General features: G+C 71.7%; 25 protein-coding genes. 6 read left to right on the forward strand and 19 right to left on the reverse strand.

The window, feature by feature from the left end:
• Positions 1–180: 180 nt before the first annotated feature.
• Together ACFRMN_RS03270 and ACFRMN_RS03275 are read right to left on the reverse strand one after the other, a co-directional pair.
• Positions 181–681 (reverse strand): hypothetical protein, encoded by a 501-nt coding sequence (locus tag ACFRMN_RS03270; protein WP_383012489.1) that lies wholly within the window; start codon positions 679–681, stop codon positions 181–183.
• Positions 678–1,688: a polysaccharide deacetylase family protein gene (locus ACFRMN_RS03275; RefSeq protein WP_383012491.1), complete on the reverse strand. Its 1,011-nt coding sequence runs from the start codon at positions 1,686–1,688 to the stop codon at positions 678–680. The genes ACFRMN_RS03270 and ACFRMN_RS03275 overlap by 4 nt, the downstream gene beginning before the upstream one ends.
• 83 nt (positions 1,689–1,771) lie before the next feature.
• Between ACFRMN_RS03275 and ACFRMN_RS03280 the strand changes: the two genes are divergently transcribed.
• The gene (locus tag ACFRMN_RS03280; RefSeq protein ID WP_383012494.1) at positions 1,772–3,136 is read left to right on the forward strand and encodes an SAM-dependent methyltransferase; all 1,365 of its coding nucleotides are present in this window, start codon (positions 1,772–1,774) and stop codon (positions 3,134–3,136) included.
• A gap of 105 nt (positions 3,137–3,241) precedes the next feature.
• On the opposite strand, the gene ACFRMN_RS03285 is transcribed toward ACFRMN_RS03280, so the two are convergent.
• The 3 genes from ACFRMN_RS03285 to ACFRMN_RS03295 all read right to left on the reverse strand — a co-directional run bounded on the left by ACFRMN_RS03285 (position 3,242) and on the right by ACFRMN_RS03295 (position 5,561).
• Entirely contained in the window at positions 3,242–3,607 is a 366-nt protein-coding gene (locus ACFRMN_RS03285; RefSeq protein ID WP_383012497.1) for a hypothetical protein, read from the reverse strand.
• A gap of 71 nt (positions 3,608–3,678) precedes the next feature.
• Positions 3,679–4,341 carry a hypothetical protein gene (locus ACFRMN_RS03290; protein ID WP_383012500.1) on the reverse strand — a complete coding sequence of 221 codons (663 nt, stop codon included), beginning with the start codon at positions 4,339–4,341 and terminating at the stop codon, positions 3,679–3,681.
• A 206-nt stretch (positions 4,342–4,547) separates the two neighbouring features.
• The gene (locus ACFRMN_RS03295) at positions 4,548–5,561 is read right to left on the reverse strand and encodes an aldo/keto reductase (protein WP_383012503.1); all 1,014 of its coding nucleotides are present in this window, start codon (positions 5,559–5,561) and stop codon (positions 4,548–4,550) included.
• A gap of 312 nt (positions 5,562–5,873) precedes the next feature.
• Here ACFRMN_RS03295 and ACFRMN_RS03300 point away from each other — a divergent pair, with 312 nt between their 5' ends.
• Positions 5,874–6,395 (forward strand): potassium channel family protein, encoded by a 522-nt coding sequence (locus ACFRMN_RS03300; RefSeq protein ID WP_383012506.1) that lies wholly within the window; start codon positions 5,874–5,876, stop codon positions 6,393–6,395.
• A gap of 57 nt (positions 6,396–6,452) precedes the next feature.
• On the opposite strand, the gene ACFRMN_RS03305 is transcribed toward ACFRMN_RS03300, so the two are convergent.
• A complete protein-coding gene (locus ACFRMN_RS03305; RefSeq protein WP_383012509.1) occupies positions 6,453–7,361 on the reverse strand; it encodes an NAD(P)-dependent oxidoreductase in 909 nt (302 codons plus the stop codon).
• Positions 7,362–7,421: 60 nt separating this feature from the next.
• On the opposite strand from ACFRMN_RS03305, the gene ACFRMN_RS03310 reads away from it, so the two are divergent.
• Complete coding sequence (locus tag ACFRMN_RS03310) at positions 7,422–7,820, forward strand: MerR family transcriptional regulator (RefSeq protein WP_383012512.1); 399 nt, start codon at positions 7,422–7,424, stop codon at positions 7,818–7,820.
• A 76-nt stretch (positions 7,821–7,896) separates the two neighbouring features.
• Here ACFRMN_RS03310 and ACFRMN_RS03315 read toward each other — a convergent pair whose 3' ends face one another.
• The 5 genes from ACFRMN_RS03315 to tsaB all read right to left on the reverse strand — a co-directional run bounded on the left by ACFRMN_RS03315 (position 7,897) and on the right by tsaB (position 11,338).
• Positions 7,897–8,253 (reverse strand): YciI family protein, encoded by a 357-nt coding sequence (locus ACFRMN_RS03315; RefSeq protein ID WP_383012515.1) that lies wholly within the window; start codon positions 8,251–8,253, stop codon positions 7,897–7,899.
• A gap of 449 nt (positions 8,254–8,702) precedes the next feature.
• Entirely contained in the window at positions 8,703–8,960 is a 258-nt protein-coding gene (locus ACFRMN_RS03320; RefSeq protein ID WP_383012518.1) for a hypothetical protein, read from the reverse strand.
• Positions 8,957–10,078 (reverse strand): tRNA (adenosine(37)-N6)-threonylcarbamoyltransferase complex transferase subunit TsaD, encoded by a 1,122-nt coding sequence (gene tsaD / locus ACFRMN_RS03325; RefSeq protein ID WP_383012521.1) that lies wholly within the window; start codon positions 10,076–10,078, stop codon positions 8,957–8,959. The genes ACFRMN_RS03320 and tsaD overlap by 4 nt, the downstream gene beginning before the upstream one ends.
• The gene (locus ACFRMN_RS03330) at positions 10,071–10,598 is read right to left on the reverse strand and encodes a GNAT family N-acetyltransferase (RefSeq protein WP_383013026.1); all 528 of its coding nucleotides are present in this window, start codon (positions 10,596–10,598) and stop codon (positions 10,071–10,073) included. Before ACFRMN_RS03330 ends, tsaD begins: the two co-directional genes overlap by 8 nt.
• Positions 10,599–10,684: 86 nt before the next feature.
• The gene (tsaB, locus tag ACFRMN_RS03335) at positions 10,685–11,338 is read right to left on the reverse strand and encodes a tRNA (adenosine(37)-N6)-threonylcarbamoyltransferase complex dimerization subunit type 1 TsaB (RefSeq protein ID WP_383012524.1); all 654 of its coding nucleotides are present in this window, start codon (positions 11,336–11,338) and stop codon (positions 10,685–10,687) included.
• A 103-nt stretch (positions 11,339–11,441) separates the two neighbouring features.
• On the opposite strand from tsaB, the gene ACFRMN_RS03340 reads away from it, so the two are divergent.
• On the forward strand, positions 11,442–11,996 hold the full coding sequence (locus ACFRMN_RS03340; protein WP_383012527.1) for a L,D-transpeptidase: 555 nt from the start codon (positions 11,442–11,444) through the stop codon (positions 11,994–11,996).
• Between the two features lie 52 nt (positions 11,997–12,048).
• Here ACFRMN_RS03340 and ACFRMN_RS03345 read toward each other — a convergent pair whose 3' ends face one another.
• The 7 genes from ACFRMN_RS03345 to glmS form a co-directional block, all read right to left on the reverse strand.
• Positions 12,049–12,237: a hypothetical protein gene (locus tag ACFRMN_RS03345; protein ID WP_383012530.1), complete on the reverse strand. Its 189-nt coding sequence runs from the start codon at positions 12,235–12,237 to the stop codon at positions 12,049–12,051.
• Between the two features lie 307 nt (positions 12,238–12,544).
• The gene (gene tsaE / locus ACFRMN_RS03350) at positions 12,545–13,237 is read right to left on the reverse strand and encodes a tRNA (adenosine(37)-N6)-threonylcarbamoyltransferase complex ATPase subunit type 1 TsaE (protein ID WP_383012533.1); all 693 of its coding nucleotides are present in this window, start codon (positions 13,235–13,237) and stop codon (positions 12,545–12,547) included.
• Positions 13,209–14,465, reverse strand: a complete 1,257-nt coding sequence (locus tag ACFRMN_RS03355; protein ID WP_383012536.1) for an alpha/beta fold hydrolase — start codon at positions 14,463–14,465, stop codon at positions 13,209–13,211. Before ACFRMN_RS03355 ends, tsaE begins: the two co-directional genes overlap by 29 nt.
• Before the next feature lie 149 nt (positions 14,466–14,614).
• Positions 14,615–15,778: an alanine racemase gene (gene alr / locus ACFRMN_RS03360; RefSeq protein ID WP_383012539.1), complete on the reverse strand. Its 1,164-nt coding sequence runs from the start codon at positions 15,776–15,778 to the stop codon at positions 14,615–14,617.
• A gap of 69 nt (positions 15,779–15,847) precedes the next feature.
• Positions 15,848–17,314 (reverse strand): NAD(P)H-hydrate dehydratase, encoded by a 1,467-nt coding sequence (locus ACFRMN_RS03365; protein WP_383012542.1) that lies wholly within the window; start codon positions 17,312–17,314, stop codon positions 15,848–15,850.
• Between the two features lie 43 nt (positions 17,315–17,357).
• Positions 17,358–17,726, reverse strand: a complete 369-nt coding sequence (locus ACFRMN_RS03370) for a holo-ACP synthase (protein WP_383012545.1) — start codon at positions 17,724–17,726, stop codon at positions 17,358–17,360.
• Between the two features lie 108 nt (positions 17,727–17,834).
• Positions 17,835–19,682, reverse strand: a complete 1,848-nt coding sequence (gene glmS / locus ACFRMN_RS03375; RefSeq protein ID WP_383012547.1) for a glutamine--fructose-6-phosphate transaminase (isomerizing) — start codon at positions 19,680–19,682, stop codon at positions 17,835–17,837.
• A gap of 130 nt (positions 19,683–19,812) precedes the next feature.
• Between glmS and coaA the strand changes: the two genes are divergently transcribed.
• A complete protein-coding gene (gene coaA / locus ACFRMN_RS03380) occupies positions 19,813–20,808 on the forward strand; it encodes a type I pantothenate kinase (RefSeq protein WP_383012549.1) in 996 nt (331 codons plus the stop codon).
• 28 nt (positions 20,809–20,836) lie between these two features.
• Positions 20,837–21,787 carry a DUF389 domain-containing protein gene (locus ACFRMN_RS03385; protein WP_383012552.1) on the forward strand — a complete coding sequence of 317 codons (951 nt, stop codon included), beginning with the start codon at positions 20,837–20,839 and terminating at the stop codon, positions 21,785–21,787.
• Between the two features lie 149 nt (positions 21,788–21,936).
• Here the strand turns inward: ACFRMN_RS03385 and ACFRMN_RS03390 are convergent, their stop codons facing one another.
• Positions 21,937–22,656 carry a 5-formyltetrahydrofolate cyclo-ligase gene (locus ACFRMN_RS03390; RefSeq protein WP_383012554.1) on the reverse strand — a complete coding sequence of 240 codons (720 nt, stop codon included), beginning with the start codon at positions 22,654–22,656 and terminating at the stop codon, positions 21,937–21,939.

Genomic DNA, 22,656 nt, shown 5'->3' on the forward strand with positions numbered 1-22,656 from the left:
CAGATAGATCCGTCGTCGCGGGTGCCGGACCTGTCAGTCGCGCTTTGGCACTCTCCAGTGGGGAGTGCCAGACCCGAGACTATGACCGCGATTAGCACTCGGTCAAGCGGAGTGCCAATGAGCGCGGTCGTGGCGGATCTTTTCTCGCTATGGAAACGCGTCTCCGGGGGCCGGGGTTCCTTACGGGCCGGCCCCCTCGACCGGGCCCCCGGCCGCCCCTTCGCCCTCGCCTTCGTACGACTCGGGCAGGACGGACGGGCAGTGCCGGAGCGGTGGCGACGGCGGCGTGGGCGTGGAAAACGGCGGGGACGGCGGGAACGGCGGCGAGGGCGGTGGTGCGGGCGACATCTCGTGCAGCCCGCAGACGGGGCGTACGGGAGCACCCGGCGCGGACGGGGACGCGGACGGAGGCCCGGGCGTCGACCCCGCTCCCGGCCCCGGACTCGCCGCCGCCGATCCCGACCCCGCCGATCCCGACCCCGCCCCTGGTCCGGGCCCCGGCAGCGGCACGGGCACCCGGGGCGGGCCGGAGTCATGGGGGTTCACCCGCTGCGCCGCCTTACGGCCGAGCCGTTCGATCGGGTCCATCGGGTCCATCGCGCCGGCCGACTGCGCGCAGCCGGCCGCGAGGAGCGCACCGGCTGCCAGCACCCCGGCCAGCAGCCGGTGCGCGGGTTTCATACGTAGTCCTCCAGCCTGCCCACGGCGTACCCCTTGTCGGTGACGACCTTCATCACATGGCGGATCATGTCGGGCATGGAGCCCTTCCATTCGTCCCGCCCGCGGAAGTGGGTCAGGATGATGTCGCCGGGGTGCATGTCCCGGTCCCACTCGCGCCACTCCATGTGGTCGGGGAACGCCTCGGACGCCCAGATCGGGGCGGCCTTGATCCCGCAGTCCTTCGCGGCGCGCAGCGTGTCGGCGTTGTAGTTGCCGTACGGCGGCCGGAAGAGCGTGGGCCGCTTCCCGTAGTTCTTCTCCAGCAGGTCCTGCTGGCCGCAGATCTCCCGCCGCTGCTCCTCGTACGACAGACCCGGCATGTACGGGTGGTTGAGGGTGTGGTTCTGGATGGCGACCCCGCGGTCCCGCATCTGCCCGAAGTAGCCGTAGTTGTCGTTGATGACGTAATCGCTGAGGAAGGCGGTGTAGGGGATCTTCAGCTCGCTCATCATCCGCAGCAGTTCGGGGTCCTTCTCCGAGCCGTCGTCCATCGTCAGGAAGACGACCTTCTTGCCGTCGACCGGGACGGTGGTGAACAGCGGCGGCAGATCCTCGCCGCCCTCGACCTCGAAGCCCTCGCGGGTGCTGATCGTCGGCTTGACGGCGGGCGGCCTGGGCGCGGCCAGGGGAGTGCTCGCGAGCCCCCACTTCTTCGCGGCGACGGCGCGCGCGGCCTGGGCGCGGCGTACGTTCTCGGGTGCGTAGAGGGCGTCCAGTTCGGCCGCCGTTTGCTCGCCCGGCGCCCCGGGGGCGGCGGCCTGGCCCGGCTGGCCCGGCTGGCCCGGCTTCCCGGCGGCGGGCGTGCCGGGCGCGTGCTGCGCGGGTTCGTCGGACCGGGCGGCACATCCCGAGCCGAGGGCGGCGACCAGCAGCGCGACCAGAACCGTACGGCCGCGCCATCGTACGGTTCCCGGTGTGCGATATGCGGCCTGTGTGATCATCTCTTCTTTTTGTCGTACTAGCTGCATGGCGTCGCATCCTGTCAGCGCGCGCAGCCCGCGCGCGCCCGACACCGCCGCCCCGACGCGTACCGTCCCCCGGCTGGCCCACAATGGGGCGGGTGACCGACCGCGCCCCCTCCCCCGCCTCGCCCGCTCCCGTACCGGCTCCTTCCACGCCGCTCCTCGCACCCCTCCTTACCGCCGAGGGGCAGGCGCTGCTCGCCGAACTGCGCGACCACGACCCGGCCCAGGAGCTCGCCCTCGCCACCCGGCTGCGCCGTGAGCACCCGGCCGAGCTGGTGTCGGCGGCGCTGGCGCAGGCACGGCTGCGACAGCGCGGGGTGGCGAAGTTCGGCGCGGACGACGCGTACCGCATGTACTTCACGCCGAACGGCGTCGAACAGGCCACGCGCGGCAGCGTCGCCGCCCACCGGGCCGCCCGGTTCCGCGCCCTCGCACCGGGCTCCGGGGTCACGGACCTCTGCTGCGGCATCGGCGGCGACGCGATCGAACTGGCCCGCGCGGGACTCGCCGTGACAGCGGTCGATCTCGACCCGCTGACCTGCGAGATCGCCCTCACCAATGTGCGCACCCTGGCGCCGGATGCTCCCCCCGTGACGGTGACCCGGGCGGATGTCCTGGAGTACGACACGACCGGGGCCGACGCCCTCTTCATCGACCCCGCGCGGCGTGGCGGCCGCGGCAGGATCTTCGATCCGGAGGCGTACTCACCGCCGCTGTCCTGGGCGGTCGAGGCGGTACGGCGGACCGGCGCGGGCGCGGTCAAGATCGCGCCCGGCATCCCGCACGAACTGATCCCCGACGACTTCGAGGCCGAGTGGATCTCGGACAGTGGCGACGTGAAGGAAGCGGTGCTCTGGCACCGGCGCGAGGACGGGCGCGGGCACGGGCGCGGGCGCGGGCACGGGCACGGGCACGGGCACGGGCACGGGCACGGGCACGGGCACGGGCACGGCCATGGGCGCGGCCATGGGCGCGGGCACGGTGGCCCGGAGGCCGTCGTCCCCGGTACGCGCCGTGCCACCCTCCTGCCGTCCGGCGCCACACTCACCGGCCGCGGTCTGCCCGACCCGCCCGTCCGCCCGGTCGGCCGTTTCCTGTACGAGCCGGACGGCGCCGTCATCCGCGCGCATCTGGTCACCGAGGTCGCCGAAGACCTGGCCGGCGGACTGCTCGACGAGACGATCGCGTACATCACGGCCGACGAGGCGCGCCCCACCCCGTTCGCCACCGCCTACGAGATCACCGACCAACTCCCCTTCGGGCTCAAGAAGCTGAAGGCCCTGCTGCGTGAACGCGAGGTCGGCGTGCTGACCGTGAAGAAGCGCGGCTCGGCGGTGGAGCCCGAGGAGTTGCGCCGCCGGCTCAAGCTCAAGGGCCCTAACGCGGCGACGGTCTTCCTCACCAGGGTCGCGGGCGCCCCGACGATGCTGATCGGCCACCCGGCGCAATAGGCCGCCGAACGGCGGGTGTTGGCGGCGCCGAGCGGCGGGGGTTCGCAGCGGCCAACGGCGGTCGTTGGCGGCGACACGACCCGCGAGCAGTGCGATGGGCCGCCGTCAGTCCAGGTCCGTCAGCTCGTCCGCGTAGATCTGTGACAGCGGCCGCGGGCCGATGTACTGCTGGCAGTTGCACTGCCGGCGCTCGTACCGCAGGGGCTTCTTGTTCTCGTCCCACTCCATCGGCACCTCCACGTCCTCGTGGCACTTGCCCTGCTTGTCGTGCTTCGCCAGATGGTGGGTGCAGCCGCAGACCGGCTCCGGGGGCTTGTTGGCCTGTTCAAGGGCCAGCCGCTCGTGCTCCTGGAGTTTGAAGCGCTCAATACTTCGTTCGTGCCGGGTTCGGAGCGCTGTGCGGCCGGTGTCGGCGATCCAGCCGAAGCCGCCCACGATGAAGAAGACGAATATCCACCAAATCCATTCCATCCGCCGCCCCTTAACCCTGAATGGCGCATGCGTTCCCTCTTCAGCATAGGACGGACACGGTAGGACCGGCCTCAGCGGTGGGCGCCCCCGCGCCCGCGGACCGGCACGGATCTCATCAAACGCTCTGACCAGCACTGATGCCTGACCGATGGGACGAGCCCGAGCAGACCTGTCGCCAGGAGGGTCCCGCCGAGCCCCAGCGCGTACGCCATCTCACCCAGCGTGACCGATTCCCGGCCGACCGCGCCCGCGCTCGCCGCCTCGGCCAGGGCCCTGCCGGTCACCCACACCCCCACCAGACACATCAGCACCGAGGGCAGCAGCCACATCACGGACCGCCGGTGCGCCCCCAGCCGTATGTCCGTCACGGGTTCCGGGACGGACCGCGCCCAGGCGTCCAGCCGCTCCCGTATGACCCGGCCCCGACTCAGCCAGAAGCCGACCCCGACCGCCGCCGGGATCAGGAGGACCGCCGCGAGGCCCAGCGCGACCACTCCGGTCATCAGACCGAGGCCGCTCCCCTCGAAGCTCTGTATCGCCGTCCCCACGGCCGCCCAGCCGATCACGGCGAGCGCTCCCGTCAGCCAGAGCGCCACCAGCCGTCCGAGGGAGAGACCGCGTCTGCTCAGCTCCACCATGGTCCCGGCCCGCTCGGCGAGCCGCGCGGCGTGGTCGGGCCACGGGCCCGGCTCCTGGGGCGGCGGGGGCGGCGGCAGCGGAGCGCGGCTGATCATTCGCCAGAGGGTAGCGGTGCGGACGGGCGTCGTCGGAGCGGGGTCCGACGCGGTGCCCGGCGAGGTCCTGGCCCCGCGCACGGCTGTGCGCAGGCCCGTTCCGTCAGACCTGTTCCGTCGGCCTGATCAGCATCTCGTCGACCGCCGCTCCGGCGGTGGCCACCCGTCCCGCGACGGAGCTGATGTTCACCAGGTCCGCGCCCCCGTCACTCACGGGTGTCCGACACCCAGTTCGGGTCGTCGTTGTCCGAGCGGCGCCCCACCACTCCCTCGGCCAGCCCGCTCAGCAGTCCCAACTGCTCCGCGTCGAGGACGACACCGAGCGAACCGATGTTCTCGTCGACCCGGGCGGCCCGCCGCGTACCAGGGATCGGCACCAACGGCAGTCCGAACCGCTCCCCCTGCGCACGGAGCCAGGCCAGCGCCACCTGCGCGGGGGTGGCGCCCAGCTCGGCCGCGATGCCCTGGACCGCGCGTACGACGGCCTGATTGCGGTCGAAGGCGTCCCCCGAGAAGCGCGGCAGCCCCGCGCGCCAGTCACCTGCCAGCGCGGCCCGGTCCGTGAGCGTGCCGGTGAGGAACCCTCGCCCCAGCGGCGAGTACGGCACGAACCCCACGCCCAGCTCGGCCGCCGTCGGCACCACCGCCCGCTCCACATCGCGGCTCCAGAGCGACCACTCGCTCTGCACGGCCGTGATCGGATACGTGGCGTGTGCCCGCCGCAGCTCGTCGGCGGTCACCTCGGACAGCCCCAGATGCCGGACCTTGCCCCGCTCGACCAGCTCCGCCATGGCCCCGACCGTCTCCTCGACGGGGACGGAGACATCGCGGCGGTGCAGGTAGTAGAGGTCGATGGTGTCGACACCCAGCCGCTCCAGACTCGCGTCCGCGGCGGCCCGTACGTACGCGGCGTCACCGCGCGTCGTCATCCCCTCCGTACCCATGCCGGACTCGCCGAGGACGATGCCGAACTTGCTGGCCACGGTCACTTCCGCGCGCCGCTCGGCGAGGAGCCGTCCGACCAGGCGCTCGTTCTGTCCGGCGCCGTACACATCGGCCGTGTCGATGAGCGTCACGCCCCGGTCGAGCGCGTGGTGCAGGGTGGCCAGGGACTCCGACTCCTCGGCGGGGCCGTAGACATCGGACAGACCCATCGCTCCGTAGCCGAGCGCGCCGACCACGAGCCCGTCGCCGAGTGTGATGGTGGGGACGTGCGTCATCGCTGTGTTCCTTGACGATCGAAGAAGGGTGGGAGGAGGGGTGGGGGGGGGGAAGGGCCTGGTGGGAGTCGGGGGCCGGGCGGTGCCGGCCGCCGCTCCTTCCACACAACCACCGCGCGTCGCCTCCCGCACCACCTCAGCCGCGCCCTGCCCGGACCTGGACACGACCTGCCCGGGCGCGGCCGGCCTGGGCACTCCCCGACCAGGTTGCGCAACGCGTCCAGGACGCTGTCGGAGCCCGCGAGTGTCAGACGGTCCGGGCGGGGCGTGCCCGGGTAGTTTCGGGGCGATCGAGCCGAACGAGGTCCGCCCATGCCGCCGCTGTCCTTCGCGTACCTGCTGCGATGGCTGCTGGGCAATGAGCGCTGGCAGCGACTGCATGTGCGGGCGGCTGTGTGGGCCGCGCTGGCCGTCGTCGTGATCCTGCTGGTCGGCTCCTGGATCATCGTCCCGTTCGAGGTGTCGGCGCCGCACGCGACCATCACGTCCTTTCCCCTCGCTCTGTGGTGGTCGATCGAGACGGCGACCACCGTGGGGTACGGGGACCTGTATCCCGTCACGGCGCCGGGGCGTGTCATCGCCGCTGTGGTGATGCTCTCCGGGATCTCCGTGTTCAGCATCGTGACGGCGTCCGTCGCCACCTGGTTCGTCGGCGGGGCCGCCCGCCACGCGCGTCAGCTGGCGCTGGCCGTCGAGCGCGCGGAGCACGAGGGGAAGGCGGGGGTCTCGGAGGAGACGCGCGCACTCCACGAACGCTTCGACCGTCTGGAACGCCTGCTCATGGAGCGCGGCGGCCCCGCGTCCCCGGAAGATCCCCGCGCGAAGGATCCCTGACCGGTCGCTTCACCGGCTCGCTTCCACTCAGTCATCTCACCAGGTCACTCCACCGGGTCACTTCGCGGCGGCGACCGGCCTCCCGAGGACCTCGGCCAGCCGGGAGTAGCCGTCGCCACCGTGTCCGGCGTCGATGGCCCGCCGGGCGATGTCCCGCGCGGCGCTGAGCACCCCGGTTTCGAGGCCGCGGGCCCGTGCGGCGTCGATGATGTGGTCCATCCCCACCGCGGCCGAGAGGAGGTTGGACTGTTCGCCCGGGAAGCGGCCCTCCTCGATATGGCGCGCGAAGGTGTCCATGATGCCGGGCAGCAGACCGCTGATGCCCTTGGCGTACCTGGCGAAGTCCGTCGCCCCGATGTTCTCCCCCGCGGCCAGCGCGAAGGCGTGGACGACGCCGCTCATGGCGGTCCAGAAGAGGTCGAGCAGGGCCACGTCGTGCGCCGCCGCCCGGCCGGGATCCGTACCGAGAAAGCTCGCGGTGCCGCCGAGGCTCGCCAGGGCGGGCCGGTGGGTCTCGTACAGCTCCTCCGGTCCGCTGTAGAGGACGAGGGCGGCGGATTCCCCGATGGTCCCGGTCGGGGTCATGATCGATCCGTCGAGATAGCCGATGCCGTGTCCGGCGGCCCAGGCGGCCGTCTCACGGGCCCGGTCCGGTGAGTCGGTGGTCAGGTTCACCAGGGTGCGCCCCTTCAGCGCGGCCGTGGCGGGGGCGAGGAGCGCGTGTACGGCGTCGTAGTCCATGACGCATACGAGCGTGAGGGGACTGGCCGCCACCGCGTCGGCGACCGTGTCCCCGAGGACGGCGCCCCGGGCGACCAGGTCGCCGGCCTTTCCGGCCGAGCGGTTCCATACGGTCGTCGGGTGGCCGTTCTTCAGGAAGGCGCCGGCCAGGGCGCGGCCCATCGGGCCGAGGCCAAGGATCGTGACGGGTGTGCGGTTCGCGGTATTCGGTTCCGTCGTCGTCATGGCGGTTAAGCTAAACCTTCACGTCGGCGTGAGAGTCAACTCCTGCTGGTGGGGGGCCATATGCGTATCGGAGAACTCTCCCGGAGAGCCGGGGTCAGCCAACGGGCGCTCCGCTACTACGAGGAGCAGGGGCTGCTGCGCCCGGTGCGCCGGCCGAGCGGGTACCGCGAGTACGACGAGACCGACGTGGCGAGCGTGCGGCGGATCCGCACGCTGCTCGCGGCCGGGCTCGGCACGGCGGTGATCGCCGAGGTACTGCCCTGCATGGTCGAGGTCGAGGAAGGGGCCGTCCTGGCGCCCGGCTGCCCGGAACTGGTCCCCGGGCTGTCCGTGGAGCTCGACCGGATCAATGAGGCCATCGCGCAACTCGACGCCGCCCGCAAGATCCTGACGGCCATCATCAACGCCCCCGTACAGGCCGCGGCCCCGCCCCCCGCCGGGACCGCGCCCGCGACCTGACGCCGTTACCCCGGACGCTCGGGCGCCGCCTTACGTCTCATGCGCCTTACGTCTCACGCGGCTTACGGCTTACGGCTTACGGCTCGGCGATCTCCCGGAGCTCGACGGTGATGTCGTACTCATCCCCGTGGATCTCCACAAAGCGCCGGGTCCACTCGATGGCCTGCTCCTTGTCCTTGGCCTGCACGATCGCGTACCCGCCGATGACCTCCTTGGCCTCGGTGAACGGCCCATCGGTGACACTGAGCTTCCCGCCGCTCTGCCGGAAGCGCACGCCCTGCGCGGACGGCGTCAGCCCGGCGGTGTCGAGCAGCACACCGGCCTTGGTCATCTCCTCGATCAACTCGCCCATGCGCCGCATCAGCTCGGGGCTGGGCCCACCGGCGGGCGCGTCCTTCTCGCTGCTGCTGACCGTTGACAGATAGCGCGGCATCGTGACTCCTCGGTGTGTACGGCGGGCTGTTGCCCGCCACTCACCCTTACGTCGAAGGAGAGGCCCCAGGATCGACACACGCCGGGAATTCCTTTCGGGGGAATCCGACCGAAGTGCCAACGGCATGTGTGTACGTACCCGAGCATCCCGCTGGGGCACCCGATACGGGCATAGCCTGGCATCAGAGACAGGGAGGGACAGCGATGAGCGCCGACCCCATCACCGAGCCGGTGGCAAAGCCGATGCAGGACCCCATCGATCTACTGATCGCGATCGAGGAGGCGTCCGAGACGCCGATTCGGTACCGGGTGACGACCCCGCCACCGCGCACTACGCCACCAAAGTCGAGGTGGAACTGGGCCGCACGCTGCCGTTGCCGGCGCCCTACCCGTCCCTCGACACCTCGGCGCTGCTCGCGGACTGAACAACGAGGCCCGGCCCGCCACCGCCTATTCCGCCGCGACCGACTCGAAGCGCCAGCGGTGGGGCGGTCGGGCGAGGAGGTCCGGGGGTGGGGTGGGGAGTTCGGGGAGATCCGCGTCGTAGCCGGCGTCCCACCAGGTGATGACCAGGACGCGGTCCTGGGGGGCGCGCAGGACTTCACGGCGGAGGGGGGCGTACGGCAGTTCCCGCGCCCGCGCCCACTCCAGCAGCTCCGCGCCCCGGCCCGGCGCCGCTTTCGCCTCCCACATCAGCGCGACCGTCATGAGTACAGATTGTCCTTCGCCACTTCATGCACATGGTCGTGATCGTGCTGGTGCTGGTGCTGGTGGTCATACGCCTGCCCCGGCACATGCGGCTCCGTCACCGGCAGCGACGAGTCCGCCGACAGCTCCCAGTCCGACGCCGGCCGGTCGCGCGCCACCATCTCCGCGCCCAGTGCCGCCACCATCGCACCGTTGTCCGTGCACAGCCCCGGGCGCGGCACCCGCAGCCGGATGCCCGCACGCTCGCAGCGCTCCTGGGCGAGCGCGCGCAGCCGGGAGTTGGCCGCGACGCCGCCGCCGATCATCAGATGGTCCACGCCCTCGTCCTTGCAGGCCCGGACGGCCTTCCGGGTCAGTACGTCGACCACCGCCTCCTGGAACGAGGCCGCCACATCCCGCACGGGCACCTCCTCGCCCGCGTTCCGCTTCGCCTCGATCCAGCGGGCCACCGAGGTCTTCAGACCCGAGAAGGAGAAGTCGTACGGCGCGTCGCGCGGCCCGGTCAGTCCGCGCGGGAACGCGATCGCGGACGGGTCGCCCTCCCTCGCCAGCCGGTCGATCACCGGGCCGCCCGGGAACCCCAGCTGGAGCACCCGCGCGATCTTGTCGAACGCCTCGCCCGCCGCGTCGTCGATCGTCGCGCCCATCGGCCGCACATCGGCCGTGATGTCCGGCGCGAGCAGCAGCGACGAATGGCCGCCGCTGACCAGCAGCGCCATGGTCGGCTCGGGCAGCCGGCCGTGTTCCAGCTGGTCGACGCAGATGTGGGAGGCCAGATGGTTCACCCCGTACAGCGGCTTGCCCAGCGCGTACGCGTACGACTTCGCCGCCGAGACCCCCACCAGCAGGGCGCCCGCGAGGCCGGGACCCGCGGTCACGGCGATCCCGTCCAGATCGCGCGCGGAGACCCCCGCCTCCTTCAGCGCACGCTCGATCGTCGGAACCATCGCCTCCAGATGCGCGCGGGAGGCGACCTCCGGCACCACACCGCCGAAGCGCGCGTGCTCGTCGACGCTCGACGCGATGGCGTCGGCGAGCAGGGTCGTCCCCCGGACGATCCCGACGCCGGTCTCGTCGCAGGAGGTCTCGATACCGAGGACGAGGGGTTCGTCAGCCATGGGTCTCAGTTCCTTGATGGGTCTTCACGTGGTGGCGCATGACGAGCGCGTCGATATTGCCGGGCTGGTAGTAGCCGCGCCGGAATCCGATCGGCTCGAAGCCGAACCGCTCGTACAGCCGCTGTGCGCGGAGGTTGTCCACCCGCACTTCGAGCAGCACCTCCTCGCACTCGAAGGCGGTGGCGTGCTGGAGCAGATCGGTGAGCAGCCGGGAGCCGAGGCCGGTGCCCCAGTGGTCGCCGGCGGCGGCGATGGTCTGTACGTCGCCGAGTCCCCCGGCGGCGGCGAGCCCGGCGTAGCCGACGATCCGGCGGCTCCCGCCCGCGTTCCCGCCCCCGCCCCCGCTCCCGCCCGCGCCCTCGCCCCCGCCCTCCGTCGTTTCGGCCGCCACGTAGCGGCGGGTGGCCCGGGGGCCGCGCGCGTGGGCCAGTTCCGACCAGAACATGCCCGGGGACCAGGCGTCCTCGGGGAAGAGCTCGCGTTCGAGCGCGAGCACCGGCTCGATGTCCCACCAGCGCATCTCGCGCAGGACGACGGCGGGAGCCGCCGCCCCGGCCGCTCCGACCACCTCGGCCGCGGTCCCGTCAGCCGCATCAGTCGCGTCCGTCACTTCGGCGTGACCACCTTGTAGTTCTTGGGCACCTGCGCGTCGGGCCGGCGCAGATAGAGCGGCAGCGCCGGCAGGAACTCCCCGCCGGAGGCCAGTCTCTCCGCCGCCAGCGAGGCGAGCGCCGCGGCCGACTGGTGCTCGGGGCCGCGGGCGTCCGGGAAGGTGTCGGGGTAGAGCAGCGCCCCGGCGCCGACGGCGGGCAGTCCCGCGACCGCCTCCGCGATATCGGCGGGCCGGTCGACGGCCGGTTCCGTCAGCCGGGTGCGGGCGTCCGCGTACCGCGCCCAGTAGACCTCCTTGCGCCGCGCGTCCGTCGCGACGACGAAGGGGCCCTCGGCCCCGGAGGCGTACGCGAGCCCGTCCAGCGTGCACAGCCCACGCACCGGCACCCCGAGCGCCGAGCCGAAGGTCAGCGCCGTGACCAGGCCGACGCGCAGTCCGGTGTACGGACCGGGGCCGACGCCGACGATCACGTCCGTGACCGCGTCCAGTTTCAGTCCGGCCCCGGCGAGGACCCGGTCGACGGCGGGCAGCAGCAGTTCCCCATGGCGGCGCGCGTCGACCTGGCTCTCCTCGGCCAGGACGGAGCTGCCGTCGTGGAGGGCGACGGTGACGGCGGGCGTGGCGGTATCAACGGCGAGCAGAAGCACGCAAACAGCCTACGGCTCCCGGCCCCAAGGCACGGCGCCCAGCCCCGTCAGCCGCCTGCTGCTAACGTCACCACGGAGTCATACGTACGAGAGGTGGATCAAGGTGTCCAGGAGCAGCTCGGGAATCGTGGCCGGGCTCACCGCGGCTGCCGTCGCCGTGGTCGGTTTCCTCGCCTACCAGGCGTCGGCGCATGTTCCCGACGCCCTCGCCAAGCCCAAGGCACCCCGTACCGCCCCCTCCGGCGCCGCCGGGGCCCCCGCGCAGAAGCCCAAGGACCCGCTTGCCCTGCCCGCGGAGTCGGGCGAGGGCGAACGGGTCGTCTACGCACTGGCCGACCGGCGCGTGTGGCTGGTGGAGAAGAACCGGGTGACGCGGACCTTCCCGGTCATGCCGAGCACCGTCAACCCCGAACCCGGCTCGTATCAGGTGACCTCGCGGTCGGGATCGGTCACGGGCTCGGACGGGGTACGGATCGAGCATGTCGTGCGGTTCGCGCTCGTCGGCGATGTCGCGATCGGTTTCAGCGCGGCCGTGGACGGCACGCTGTCGAGCCCCGACCCCACGCTGAAGACGGGCGGCGTCAGGATGAAGGTGGCGGACGGGAACGCGATGTGGACGTTCGCGACGGTCGGTTCCAAGGTCGTCGTCGTCCCGTAGCTCGCCGTCGTCCCGCAGCTCGTGGACGTCCCGTAGCTCGTCGACCTCACGCTTACGCGGCGTCGCGCTCCCGCGCGGCGTCGCGTCTCTGTTCCCGCTCGCGCCGCGACTCCAGCCCCCCGGCCTCCCCGCCCTCGGCGGCCTCGGCCGCCCCCGCTTCGGCGACCGCCACCGCCGACGGCTCGCACGGCGGCGTGGACACGGCCGCCGCCGACGCGCAGGACGCCAGCAGATCCTTCATGGAAACGGACGACGGCGAGAGTGATCGCGTCGGATACGAAGTGGAGCGCGGTCGCGGTTCATGTGCCGGCGCCGGCATGGATGCCTCCTGGTGTTCGGGGGCAGGGCGTAGTTAGGTAGACCTAACCACTTCTCCGTACCATGTCACCACGTGCGGCACGGCACGCGCAACATTTTGCCGACGTCTTGTCGGAATGTACGGAACGGCTGGCCGAATCAGTGGTGCGGCGGGGCGGCTCGGCGGGATGGCCCATGAATGGCGCAGTGAATGGGCCGATGACGGATCCGCGATGGACCGGTGAGACGGCTCAGTGGATCAGCGCGGCCAGATCCGCGTCCGACCAGCGGCTGCCGAAGCCGGTCAGCGTAACGATGCGCCGTTCGTCAGCGCCGCCGGCGCCCGGATCAGCCTCCGTATCCACGTTCGCATCCACGTTCGTGTCCGCGTTCGTGTCCGCGTTCGTGTCCGCGTTCGTGTCCGCGTTCGTGTCCGCGTTCGCGCCCACGGTCCGGTGGATCACCACATGCAGCCGGTCGTCCGACAGCTCCTCGACCTTCCCGTCGCCCCACTCCACGACCACCACGGAGTCCGGCAGCGAGACATCCAGGTCAAGGTCCTCCATCTCGTCCAGCCCCCCGCCCAGCCGGTACGCGTCGACATGGACCAGCGCGGGGCCGCCGACCAGGGACGGATGGACCCGGGCGATCACGAACGTCGGGGAAGTGACGGCGCCGCGGACGCCAAGGCCCTCGCCGAGGCCGCGCGTGAGAGTGGTCTTGCCCGCGCCGAGTTCGCCGGTCAGCATCACCAGATCGCCGGGGCGCAGGAGGGCCGCGAGTCCGCGGCCCAGCTCCCGCATCCTCTCCGGGGTCTCCACGGTGAGGCGGACGGCGGGAAGGCCGGCAAGGCCGGCAAGGCCGGCAAGGCCGGCAAGGCCGGGAACGCCGGTACGGCGGGTGGCGGGTGCGGCGTCAGCCGCCGGGCTGTGCGGTGCTTCCATGAGTGCCAACGTTAGCCGCTGCCGGCATCGCGCCCACCCGCGCCAGCAGGTCGGCGAGCCGGTCCGTGACGGCCTCCGGATGCTCCAGGATCACCAGATGCCCGGCGTCCGGTACGAGCACCAGCTCCGCGTCAGGCAGCAGATCGCCGATGGCCTCGCTGTGCGTGCTGGGGGTCACCAGATCGCTCTCCCCGGCCAGGACCAGCGCCGGGATCTCCAGGAAGACCGAGAGCGCCTGCGCCTTGTCGTGATCGGTGAAGGCGGGGTAGAACTCCGCGACCACATCGATGGGGGTCGACTCGATGAGCCGCTCGGCGAATCGTACGACCGCCGGGTCCACGTCCTTCGAGCTGAACGAGTACCGCTTGATCAGCCCCGCGAAGAGATCCGCCGTGGCCCGTCGGCCGCGCTCGACCAGCTCGGCCTGGGAGCCGAGCGCCTTGAGCACGCCGGGCAGGACGCGGCGTACGGCGTTCACGCCCGCGACCGGCAGGCCGTAGTTGACCTCGCCGAGCTTTCCGCTCGACGTACCGATGAAGGCGACGCCGACGACCCTCTCCCGTACGAGCTCCGGATACTGGTCGGCGAGGGCCATGATCGTCATCCCGCCCATGGAGTGGCCGACCAGCACCAGCGGGCCCTCGGGCGCCGCCGCGTCGATGACGGTCCTCAGATCGCGGCCGAGCTGGTCGATGGTGACCGGGACCGCGCCGGCGCCCTGCTGGGCGGCGCCGCGCGCGGAGCGGCCGTGGCTGCGCTGGTCCCAGTGGACGGTACGGACGAGTCCGCGCAGGGCGGCGCGCTGGAAGTGCCAGGCGTCCTGGTTGAGGCAGTAACCATGGCTGAAGACGACCGTGACCGGCGCGGGGGTCTTCCGGCCGAAGAGCCTGCGGCGGCGCGGTCCTGCCGCCGAATCCGGGCCGGTGGTGGCCTCCGGGTCGACCTCGTCGATCTCGTAGTACAGCTCCGTACCGTCGTCGGCGAGCGCCTTGCCCGGGGTGCCGCGCAGCGCGCCGTACGGTCCCGACGCGTCGAGCGCGAGCCGGGCCTTTCTGCGCATCCCGCGGCCGACGGTCAGTCTCTCGATCGCGACCCCGGCCGCCGCGCCCGCGGCGATCACGCCTATCGCGGCTCCGGCGACGCCCGCCTTGCGCCAGTTGCCCGTGACCGACGCCATCATGGCGGCCGCCCTGGCCGCCGCGTCACCCGCCGCGCTGCTCTCGCTCACCGTGCGCTCCTCGTCGTTCCGCCGGAATCTTCCCCGTCGTACTGAGACCGTCGTACTGAGCCCGTCGTACTGAGCTTCACCCGGCGTAGGTCACACGGGCCGTTGCCCCTTCAACATACCCATGCGGGCAACAGACGCGTTCAGGCCGGTCATTCCGACCGCTCGTCGACATAGACCCGAGGGACGCGTGAACCGATGCGCGTGACGATCTCGTAGGCGATGGTGTCCGCCGCCTCGGCCCAGTCCTCGGCGGTCGGCTCGCCGCGGTCGCCGGGCCCGAACAGGACGGCGGTCGCGCCCGCCTCGGGGGTGTCGCCGCCGAGGTCGACGACGAACTGGTCCATCGCGACCCGCCCGGCCACCCGCCGCCGCACGCCGCCGACGAGGACGGGCCCGCGGCCGGAGGCATGGCGCGGGATGCCGTCGGCGTACCCGAGGGGTACGAGTCCGAGGGTCGTCCCCCGGGACGTGACGTAGTGGTGGCCGTAGCTGACGCCGTGGCCCTCCGGCACCCGCTTGACCAGGGCGACGGACGCGGAGAGTGTCATCGCGGGCCGCAGGCCGAAGTCCCGTGAGGTGCCGAGCTCAGGGCTCGGGGAGATGCCGTACATGGCGATGCCGGCCCGTACGAGATCGAAGGACGCCTCGGGGAGGGTGAGCGTGGCCGCCGAGTTGGCGATATGCCGGACCTCGGGCTCGACGCCCTCCTTCTCGGCGTACGCGACCATCTCGTGGAAGGCGTCGAGCTGCGCGGCGATGGAGGGATGGCCCGGCTCGTCGGCGCACGCGAAGTGGGACCAGAGGCCGGTGACCCGGACCAGACCGGCTGCCTGCGCGTCGAGCGCGGCGGCCACGAGTTCCGGCCAGTCGGCGGGCTGGCAGCCGTTCCGGCCGAGGCCGGTGTCCGCCTTGAGCTGGATACGGGCGGGACGCGCCGCCGCACGCGCGGCGGCGGTCACCTCACGCAGGGCCCACATCGCGCTGACGGACATGTCGAGATCGGCCTCGATGCCCTCCCGCCAGGGGTCGCCGGGCGTCCAGAGCCAGCACATGACCCGGCTCTCGATGCCCGCCGCGCGCAGGGCGAGCGCTTCATGAGGGGTGGCCGTGCCCAGCCAGGTGGCGCCCGCGTCGAGGGCGGCCCGCGCGGTGGGCACCATGCCGTGTCCGTATCCGTCGGACTTCACGACACCCATCAGGGCGACGCCGGGTCCCACGCGGGAGCGCAGCGCGCGCACATTGCCCCTCAGGGCGGCGAGATCGACTTCGGCCCGCGCGCGGACGCCGGCCGAAGTCTGCTTGTTTTCGGTCATCGTGCCCAGTCTCTCAGAGCCGTGTACTGGGCCGGTGCGAGTGCGCCACCGCTTAGGCCCTGTCCGGGCCTAGCCCACGACGTTCCGCCACGCCTCCGGCAGGTTCTCCGCCACGTCGTCCGCCGCCAGCGGCGCGTTCCTCGATGCCAGCCGGGCCGAGAGGCCATGGAGATAGGCCGCCACCGACGCCGCGTCGCGGGCCGCCAGACCGGCGGCGAGCAGGGAGCCCGACAGGCCCGAGAGGACGTCCCCGCTGCCCGCCGTGGCCAGCCAGGAGGTGCCCGTGGGGTTCACCCGGACCGGGACGGCCGGGTCCGGGTCGGCGACCAGCGTCGTCGAGCCCTTCAGCAGCACCGTCGCGCCGTACCGCGCCGCCAGCTCCCGTACCGCCGTCAGCCGGCCCGCCTCCACCTCCGGCCTGGCGACGCCGAGCAGCGCCGCCGCCTCGCCCGCGTGCGGGGTGAGGAGGGTCGGGGCCGTACGTCCCCGTACGGTCTCCGCGTCCAGCAGCCGCAGCCCGTCCGCGTCCACCAGCACCGGGACGTCCGAGGCCAGGACATCCGCCACCGCGGCCTCCGGGCCCGAGCCGTCGCCCAGGGCGTCCCCCAGCCCCGGGCCGACCGCCCACGCCTGGACCCGGCCCGCCTTCGACGGCGGTCCCTCGTGCACCAGCGTCTCCGGGAAGCGCGCGATCACCGCGTCCCCGCCCGGGCCGACATAGCGGACCGCGCCCGCGCCGCCCCGTAGCGCGCCCGAGACCGCGAGCACCGCCGCGCCCGGATACCGCGCGGATCCGGCCACCACACCGACCACACCGCGCCGGTACTTGTCGCTCTCGCCCGTCGGCACCGGCAGCAGCCGGGCCACATCCTCGTGCTGAAGCGCCTCCAGTGCGGGCACGGACGGCAGATGGGGCGCGAGGCCGATGTCCACGAGCCTTACCGCGCCCGCGTGTTCCCTCGCCGGGTCGATCAGCAGGCCCGGCTTGTACGTTCCGAACGTCACCGTCACATCGGCGCGCAGCGCCTCGCCCGTCACCTCCCCGCTGTCCGCCTCGACCCCGCTCGGCAGATCGACGGCGACGACCACCGCGCCGGAGCCGCGGGCCGCCCGTGCCACCGGTACGGCGTCGGGGCGCAGCCCGCCGTGTCCGCCGATGCCGGTGATGCCGTCGAGCACGAGATCCGCGGCGGTCAGCACGCCGAAGGGGTCGTCGGCGACCCGTCCGCCCGCGCCGAGCAGCGCCGTCAGCCCGCCCTCGTGGGTCCGGCCGGGGGCCAGCGGTACGACGGTGACCGCGGCGCCCCGACGGGCCAGCCTGGCCCCGGCGTAGAGGGCGTCACCGCCGTTGTCCCCGCTGCCGACGAGCAGGACGACACGCGCCCCGTACACCCGTCCCAGCAGATCCCGCAGCAGGCCCGCGCAGGCCGCGGCGAGACCGGCGGCGGCGCGCCCCATGAGCGCGCCCTCCGGCAGCCGTGCCATCAGCTCGCGTTCGGCGTTCCGTACCGTCTCCACGCTGTACGCAGTACGCATTCGACCAGCCTTTCCACCGTCACCCGCGTTCGCCCGCCTACCCTCAACCCTCCGCGATCACCACGGCGGACGCCACCCCCGCATCGTGACTGAGCGAGACGTGCCAGTTCCGTACGCCCAGCTCCGCGGCGCGCGCCGCGACCGTTCCCCGTACCCGCAGCCGCGGCTGCCCGCTGTCCTCGACGCACACCTCGGCGTCCACCCAGCGCAGTCCGACGGGCGCGCCCAGTGCCTTGGCCACGGCCTCCTTCGCGGCGAACCGCGCCGCCAAGGAGGCCACTCCACGCCGCTCGCCGCTCGGCAGCAGCAACTCCCGCTCCGAGAAGAGCCGGTCGGCCAGTTGCGGTGTCCGCCGCAGGGACTCCCCGAACCGGTCGATCTCCGCGACGTCGATCCCCACCCCGATGATCAACTCATCCTCCTTATTGGCCGGCGTATCCGGCTTGTCCGGCGTATCCGGCTTCTCGCCGTACCCACCCGGCAGTCCCTCACTCGCTCACTCGCTTACTCACTCACTCGCTTATTCCACGGTCACGGACTTCGCCAGGTTCCTCGGCTGGTCCACCTCATTGCCGCGCGCCGTCGCCAGCTCGCACGCGAACACCTGCAACGGCACTGTCGCGACCAGCGGCTGAAGCAGCGTCGGCGTCGCCGGGATACGGATCAGATGATCCGCGTACGGCACCACCGCGTCGTCCCCCTCCTCCGCGATCACGATCGTGCGCGCGCCCCTGGCCCGGATCTCCTGGATGTTGGACACGATCTTGTCGTGCAGCACCGAGCGCCCGCGCGGCGAGGGTACGACCACCACCACCGGCAGATCCTCCTCGATCAGCGCGATGGGCCCGTGCTTCAGCTCACCGGCCGCGAACCCCTCGGCGTGCATGTACGCCAGTTCCTTGAGCTTGAGCGCGCCCTCCAGGGCCACCGGATAGCCCACGTGCCGGCCCAGGAACAGCACCGTCCGCTTGTCCTTGAGCGAGCGCGCCAGAGCCCGTACCGGCTCCATCGTCTCCAGGACCCGCTCCACCTCGCGGGAGATCCGCGACAGGTCCCGGATGACGGCCCTGATCTCGTCGCCCCACTTCGTACCGCGCCGCTGCCCCAGATACAGCGCGACCAGATAGCAGGCCACCAGTTGGGTCAGGAACGCCTTGGTCGACGCGACGGCGACCTCGGGGCCCGCGTGCGTGTAGAGGACCGCGTCCGACTCCCTCGGGATGGTCGAACCGTTCGTATTGCAGATGGCCAGCACCTTCGCGCCCTGTTCGCGGGCGTGCCGCAGCGCCATCAGCGTGTCCATGGTCTCGCCGGACTGCGAGATCGCGATCACCAGCGTGCGCCGGTCCAGGATCGGGTCCCGGTAGCGGAACTCGCTGGCCAGCTCCACCTCGCAGGGCATCCTCGTCCAGTGCTCGATGGCGTACTTCGCGATCAGCCCGGCGTGGAAGGCCGTCCCGCACGCCACGATGACGACCTTGTCCGCCTCGCGCAGCACGGAGGCCGGGATACGTACCTCATCGAGCGTCAACGAGCCCTCGGCGTCGATCCGTCCGAGAAGGGTGTCCGCGACCGCCTTGGGCTGTTCGGCGATCTCCTTCAGCATGAAGTAGTCGTAACCGCCCTTCTCGGCGGCGGACGCGTCCCAGTCCACGTGGTACGAACGGACCTCGGCCGGCGCGCCGTCGAAGTCCGTCACCACCACGCCGTCGCGGCGCAGTTCGACGACCTGGTCCTGGCCGAGTTCGATCGCGGAGCGCGTATGGGCGATGAACGCGGCGACGTCCGAGGCGAGGAAGGACTCACCGTCCCCGACGCCCACCACCAGCGGGGAGTTACGGCGCGCGCCGACCACCACGTCCGGCTCGTCCGCGTGCACGGCGACGAGCGTGAAGGCCCCCTCCAGCCGCCGGCACACCTGCCGCATCGCCTCCGCGAGATCGCCGCACGATGAGAACGCCTCGGCGAGCAGATGCGCCACGGCCTCGGTGTCGGTCTCCGACTCCAGGTCGTGGCCGCGCCCGGCCAGCTCGGCGCGGAGCGCGGCGAAGTTCTCGATGATGCCGTTGTGTACGACGGCGACGCGTCCCGCGTTGTCCAGATGAGGATGGGCGTTGACGTCGGTCGGGCCGCCGTGCGTGGCCCACCGGGTATGCCCGATACCGGTGGTGCCGCTCGGCAACGGCCGTTCCACCAGCGTCTTCTCCAGGTTGACGAGCTTGCCCGCCTTCTTCGCCGCGGCCAGCCCGCCGTCGGCGAGTACCGCGACTCCGGCGGAGTCGTACCCCCGGTACTCAAGCCGTTTGAGGCCCGCGATGACCACATCGAGCGCCGACTGTCCTCCGACGTAACCCACGATTCCGCACATGTCGGCACCCTAAGGGCTGTCCCGTCGATCTTCGTGGATCAGCCCGCGGCGTCCGGTGCGCCTCGTACTCCCCCGGGCACGTGACCTAGCACACCACCCACCGGCCCCCCGCACCCCCGACAATGGCGAGGTGATCACTTCGCCGCCACGAAGCGCCCCACGCCGGGGCGACCACGGGCCGACGCCCTACGTCGACCTCAGCCGGGCCGAGTGGAGCGCGCTGCGCGACAAGACGCCGCTGCCCCTCTCCGCCGAGGAGGTCGAGCGGTTGCGCGGGCTCGGCGATGTCATCGACCTCGATGAGGTACGGGACGTCTATCTGCCGCTCTCCCGGCTGCTCAACCTCTATGTCCAGGCCACGGCGGGGCTGCGCGGCGCGCTGAACACCTTCCTCGGCGACGCGGGCAACGGGCACGGCGCCCAGCGCGGTACGCCGTTCGTCATAGGCGTGGCGGGCAGCGTCGCCGTCGGGAAGTCCACCGTGGCCCGGCTGTTGCAGGCGCTGCTCGCGCGCTGGCCGGAGCATCCGCGGGTCGAACGCGTCACCACCGACGGCTTCCTGCTCCCGATGAAGGAGCTCCAGTCCCGCGGGCTGATGTCGCGCAAGGGCTTCCCCGAGTCGTACGACCGCCGGGCGCTGACCCGGTTCGTCGCCGACATCAAGGCGGGCAAGGACGAGGTGACGGCCCCGGTCTACTCGCATCTGATCTACGACATCGTGCCGGGCGAACTGCTCACCGTACGGCGGCCCGACATCCTCATCGTCGAGGGTCTCAATGTCCTCCAGCCCGCACTGCCGGGGAAGGACGGCAGGACCAGGGTCGGGCTGGCCGACTACTTCGACTTCAGCGTGTACGTCGACGCCCGCGCCGAGGACATCGAGACCTGGTATCTGAACCGCTTCCGCAAGCTGCGCGAGACGGCCTTCCAGGACCCCGCCTCGTACTTCAGGAAGTACACGCGGGTCTCCGAGGAGGAATCCCTCGACTACGCCAGGACGATGTGGCGGACCATCAACCAGCCCAATCTCCTGGAGAATGTGGCGCCCACGCGCAGCCGCGCCACACTGGTCCTGCGCAAGGGCCCCGACCACAAGGTCCAGCGGCTGTCACTGCGCAAACTCTGAGTACCCGAAGAGCTGAGGAGCCGTCAGCGTGCTGCATCTGCGTCTGCTCGTGCCGGCCGGCCGGACCGACGAGGTCGTACGGGCCGTGGAGCGGACCGTCGGCACCGTGCATCTCGTCGTCGTGCCGGGGGCCTCCCGCGATCCGGTGGGCGATCTGGTCATGTGCGATGTGGCGCGCGAGGCGTGTGACGAACTGCTCACGGATCTGCGTGCCCTCGGGATCGACGAGACCGGTTCGATCTCGGTGGAGAACATCGATCTGTCGCTCTCGAAGCGGGCGGACGAGGCGGAGGAGGAGGCGCCGGGCGAGGGCGCCGACGCCGTGCTGTGGGAGCAGTTGGAGGAGGTGACCCACGAGGAGTCCTCGCTCTCCCTCACCTATCTGGCGTTCCTCGCCCTCGCGACGATGATCGCGGCCTGCGGTGTGGTGCTGGACAACGCGATCCTGATCGTGGGCGCCATGGCGGTGGGCCCGGAGTTCGGCCCCCTCGCCGGGATCTGTACGGCGCTGGTGCAGCGCGCCCCGCTGCTGGCGTGGCGCTCGATGGTCGCGCTGATCGCCGGGTTCGCGGTGGCGATGGCGCTGACGACCGTCTTCAGTCTGGTGATGGACGGCTTCGGGCTCTTCACGGAATCCATGCTGGCTGCCGACCGGCCCAACACCTCGTTCATCTGGAACCCGGACCTGTTCTCCCTGGTGGTCGCGGCGCTCGCGGGGGTGGCCGGGATGCTCTCGCTGACCTCCGCGAAGTCGGGCGCGCTGGTGGGGGTCGCCATCTCGGTGACGACGGTCCCGGCGGCGGCCAACGCGGCGGTCGCCCTCGGCTACGGCGACTTCGCGCAGGTATGGGGCTCCAGCAGCCAGCTCCTGCTGAACCTGGCGGGCATCGTCGCCGCCGGTACGCTCACGCTGCTCGCCCAGAAGGCCCTGTGGGCGACGCAGCGGGGACGGATACGGCGTACGGGCGTACGGTCCTGAGGCGTGTCGTAAAAGTAGCGCTGTCCGCTCGCGGGGCGGGGGCCTGCGGGGAGGGGGCCCGCGACATCCCTTGGCACCCGCGCCCCGAAGACGAAGAGACGCCGAAGCGCCTGCCATCCGAAGAGGGGCAGGCGCTTCGGCTTGTCGCACTACCCTGCGTTCCGCCGCAGCGCCAGCACTGGAATCGCCGCGATCTTTTCAGGCGTCAGGTCGGCCCAAACCAGCCCGCGCGGCCGGCGTGAGTTGGTACAACGGATCACCTCGTCCGGCGTGACGATGTAGTCGACGCTGAAATCGTGCTCGGTCTCGGGGATGTCGTCCTCGACCACTTGGAGCGGATGAACGGGCGCGACGATCACCGTCCGATCCGTCACGAGGCCCGCCTCGATCAAGAGCGCGACCTCAAGGTCGGAGTACCCGGCGCCCTTGCCGATGCGCGCACCCGACCGGTTTACCGCGACACTGCCGCAGACCACCAGGTCGATAGGGCGCATGTCATCCACGCCGACACGACGGGCGAACTGAGCCGCACCCCTCTTGTCGGCGGCTTCCTCGGCCGACACACCCAACGTCTCAGGGTCGAGGAGGAAGAACGGTTCCAGGCTCGCCATCCTCGGCACGGCCATGTACAGGAGCTTGCCGTCTTCAAGCGCACGGATGCGGACGGGACGCTGTGCCCAGTCCGGGTTGGCCTTGACGGTGGTGGCACGCCGCCACTCGTCTAGTTCCGCCAACCGTTCCGCCGTCGCCTCAGCCCCGTAGAAGCCAGGAATCTTCCCGTACGAGTCGTCCGGTGCGCCGTCACCGTCGATGAGTCGACGCCACACCATGTCGCGGACGGCCTCCTTGGCCTGGTCGATATCTGTCAC

The organism is Streptomyces sp. NPDC056835, from assembly GCF_042789485.1.
GTDB lineage: Bacteria > Actinomycetota > Actinomycetes > Streptomycetales > Streptomycetaceae > Streptomyces.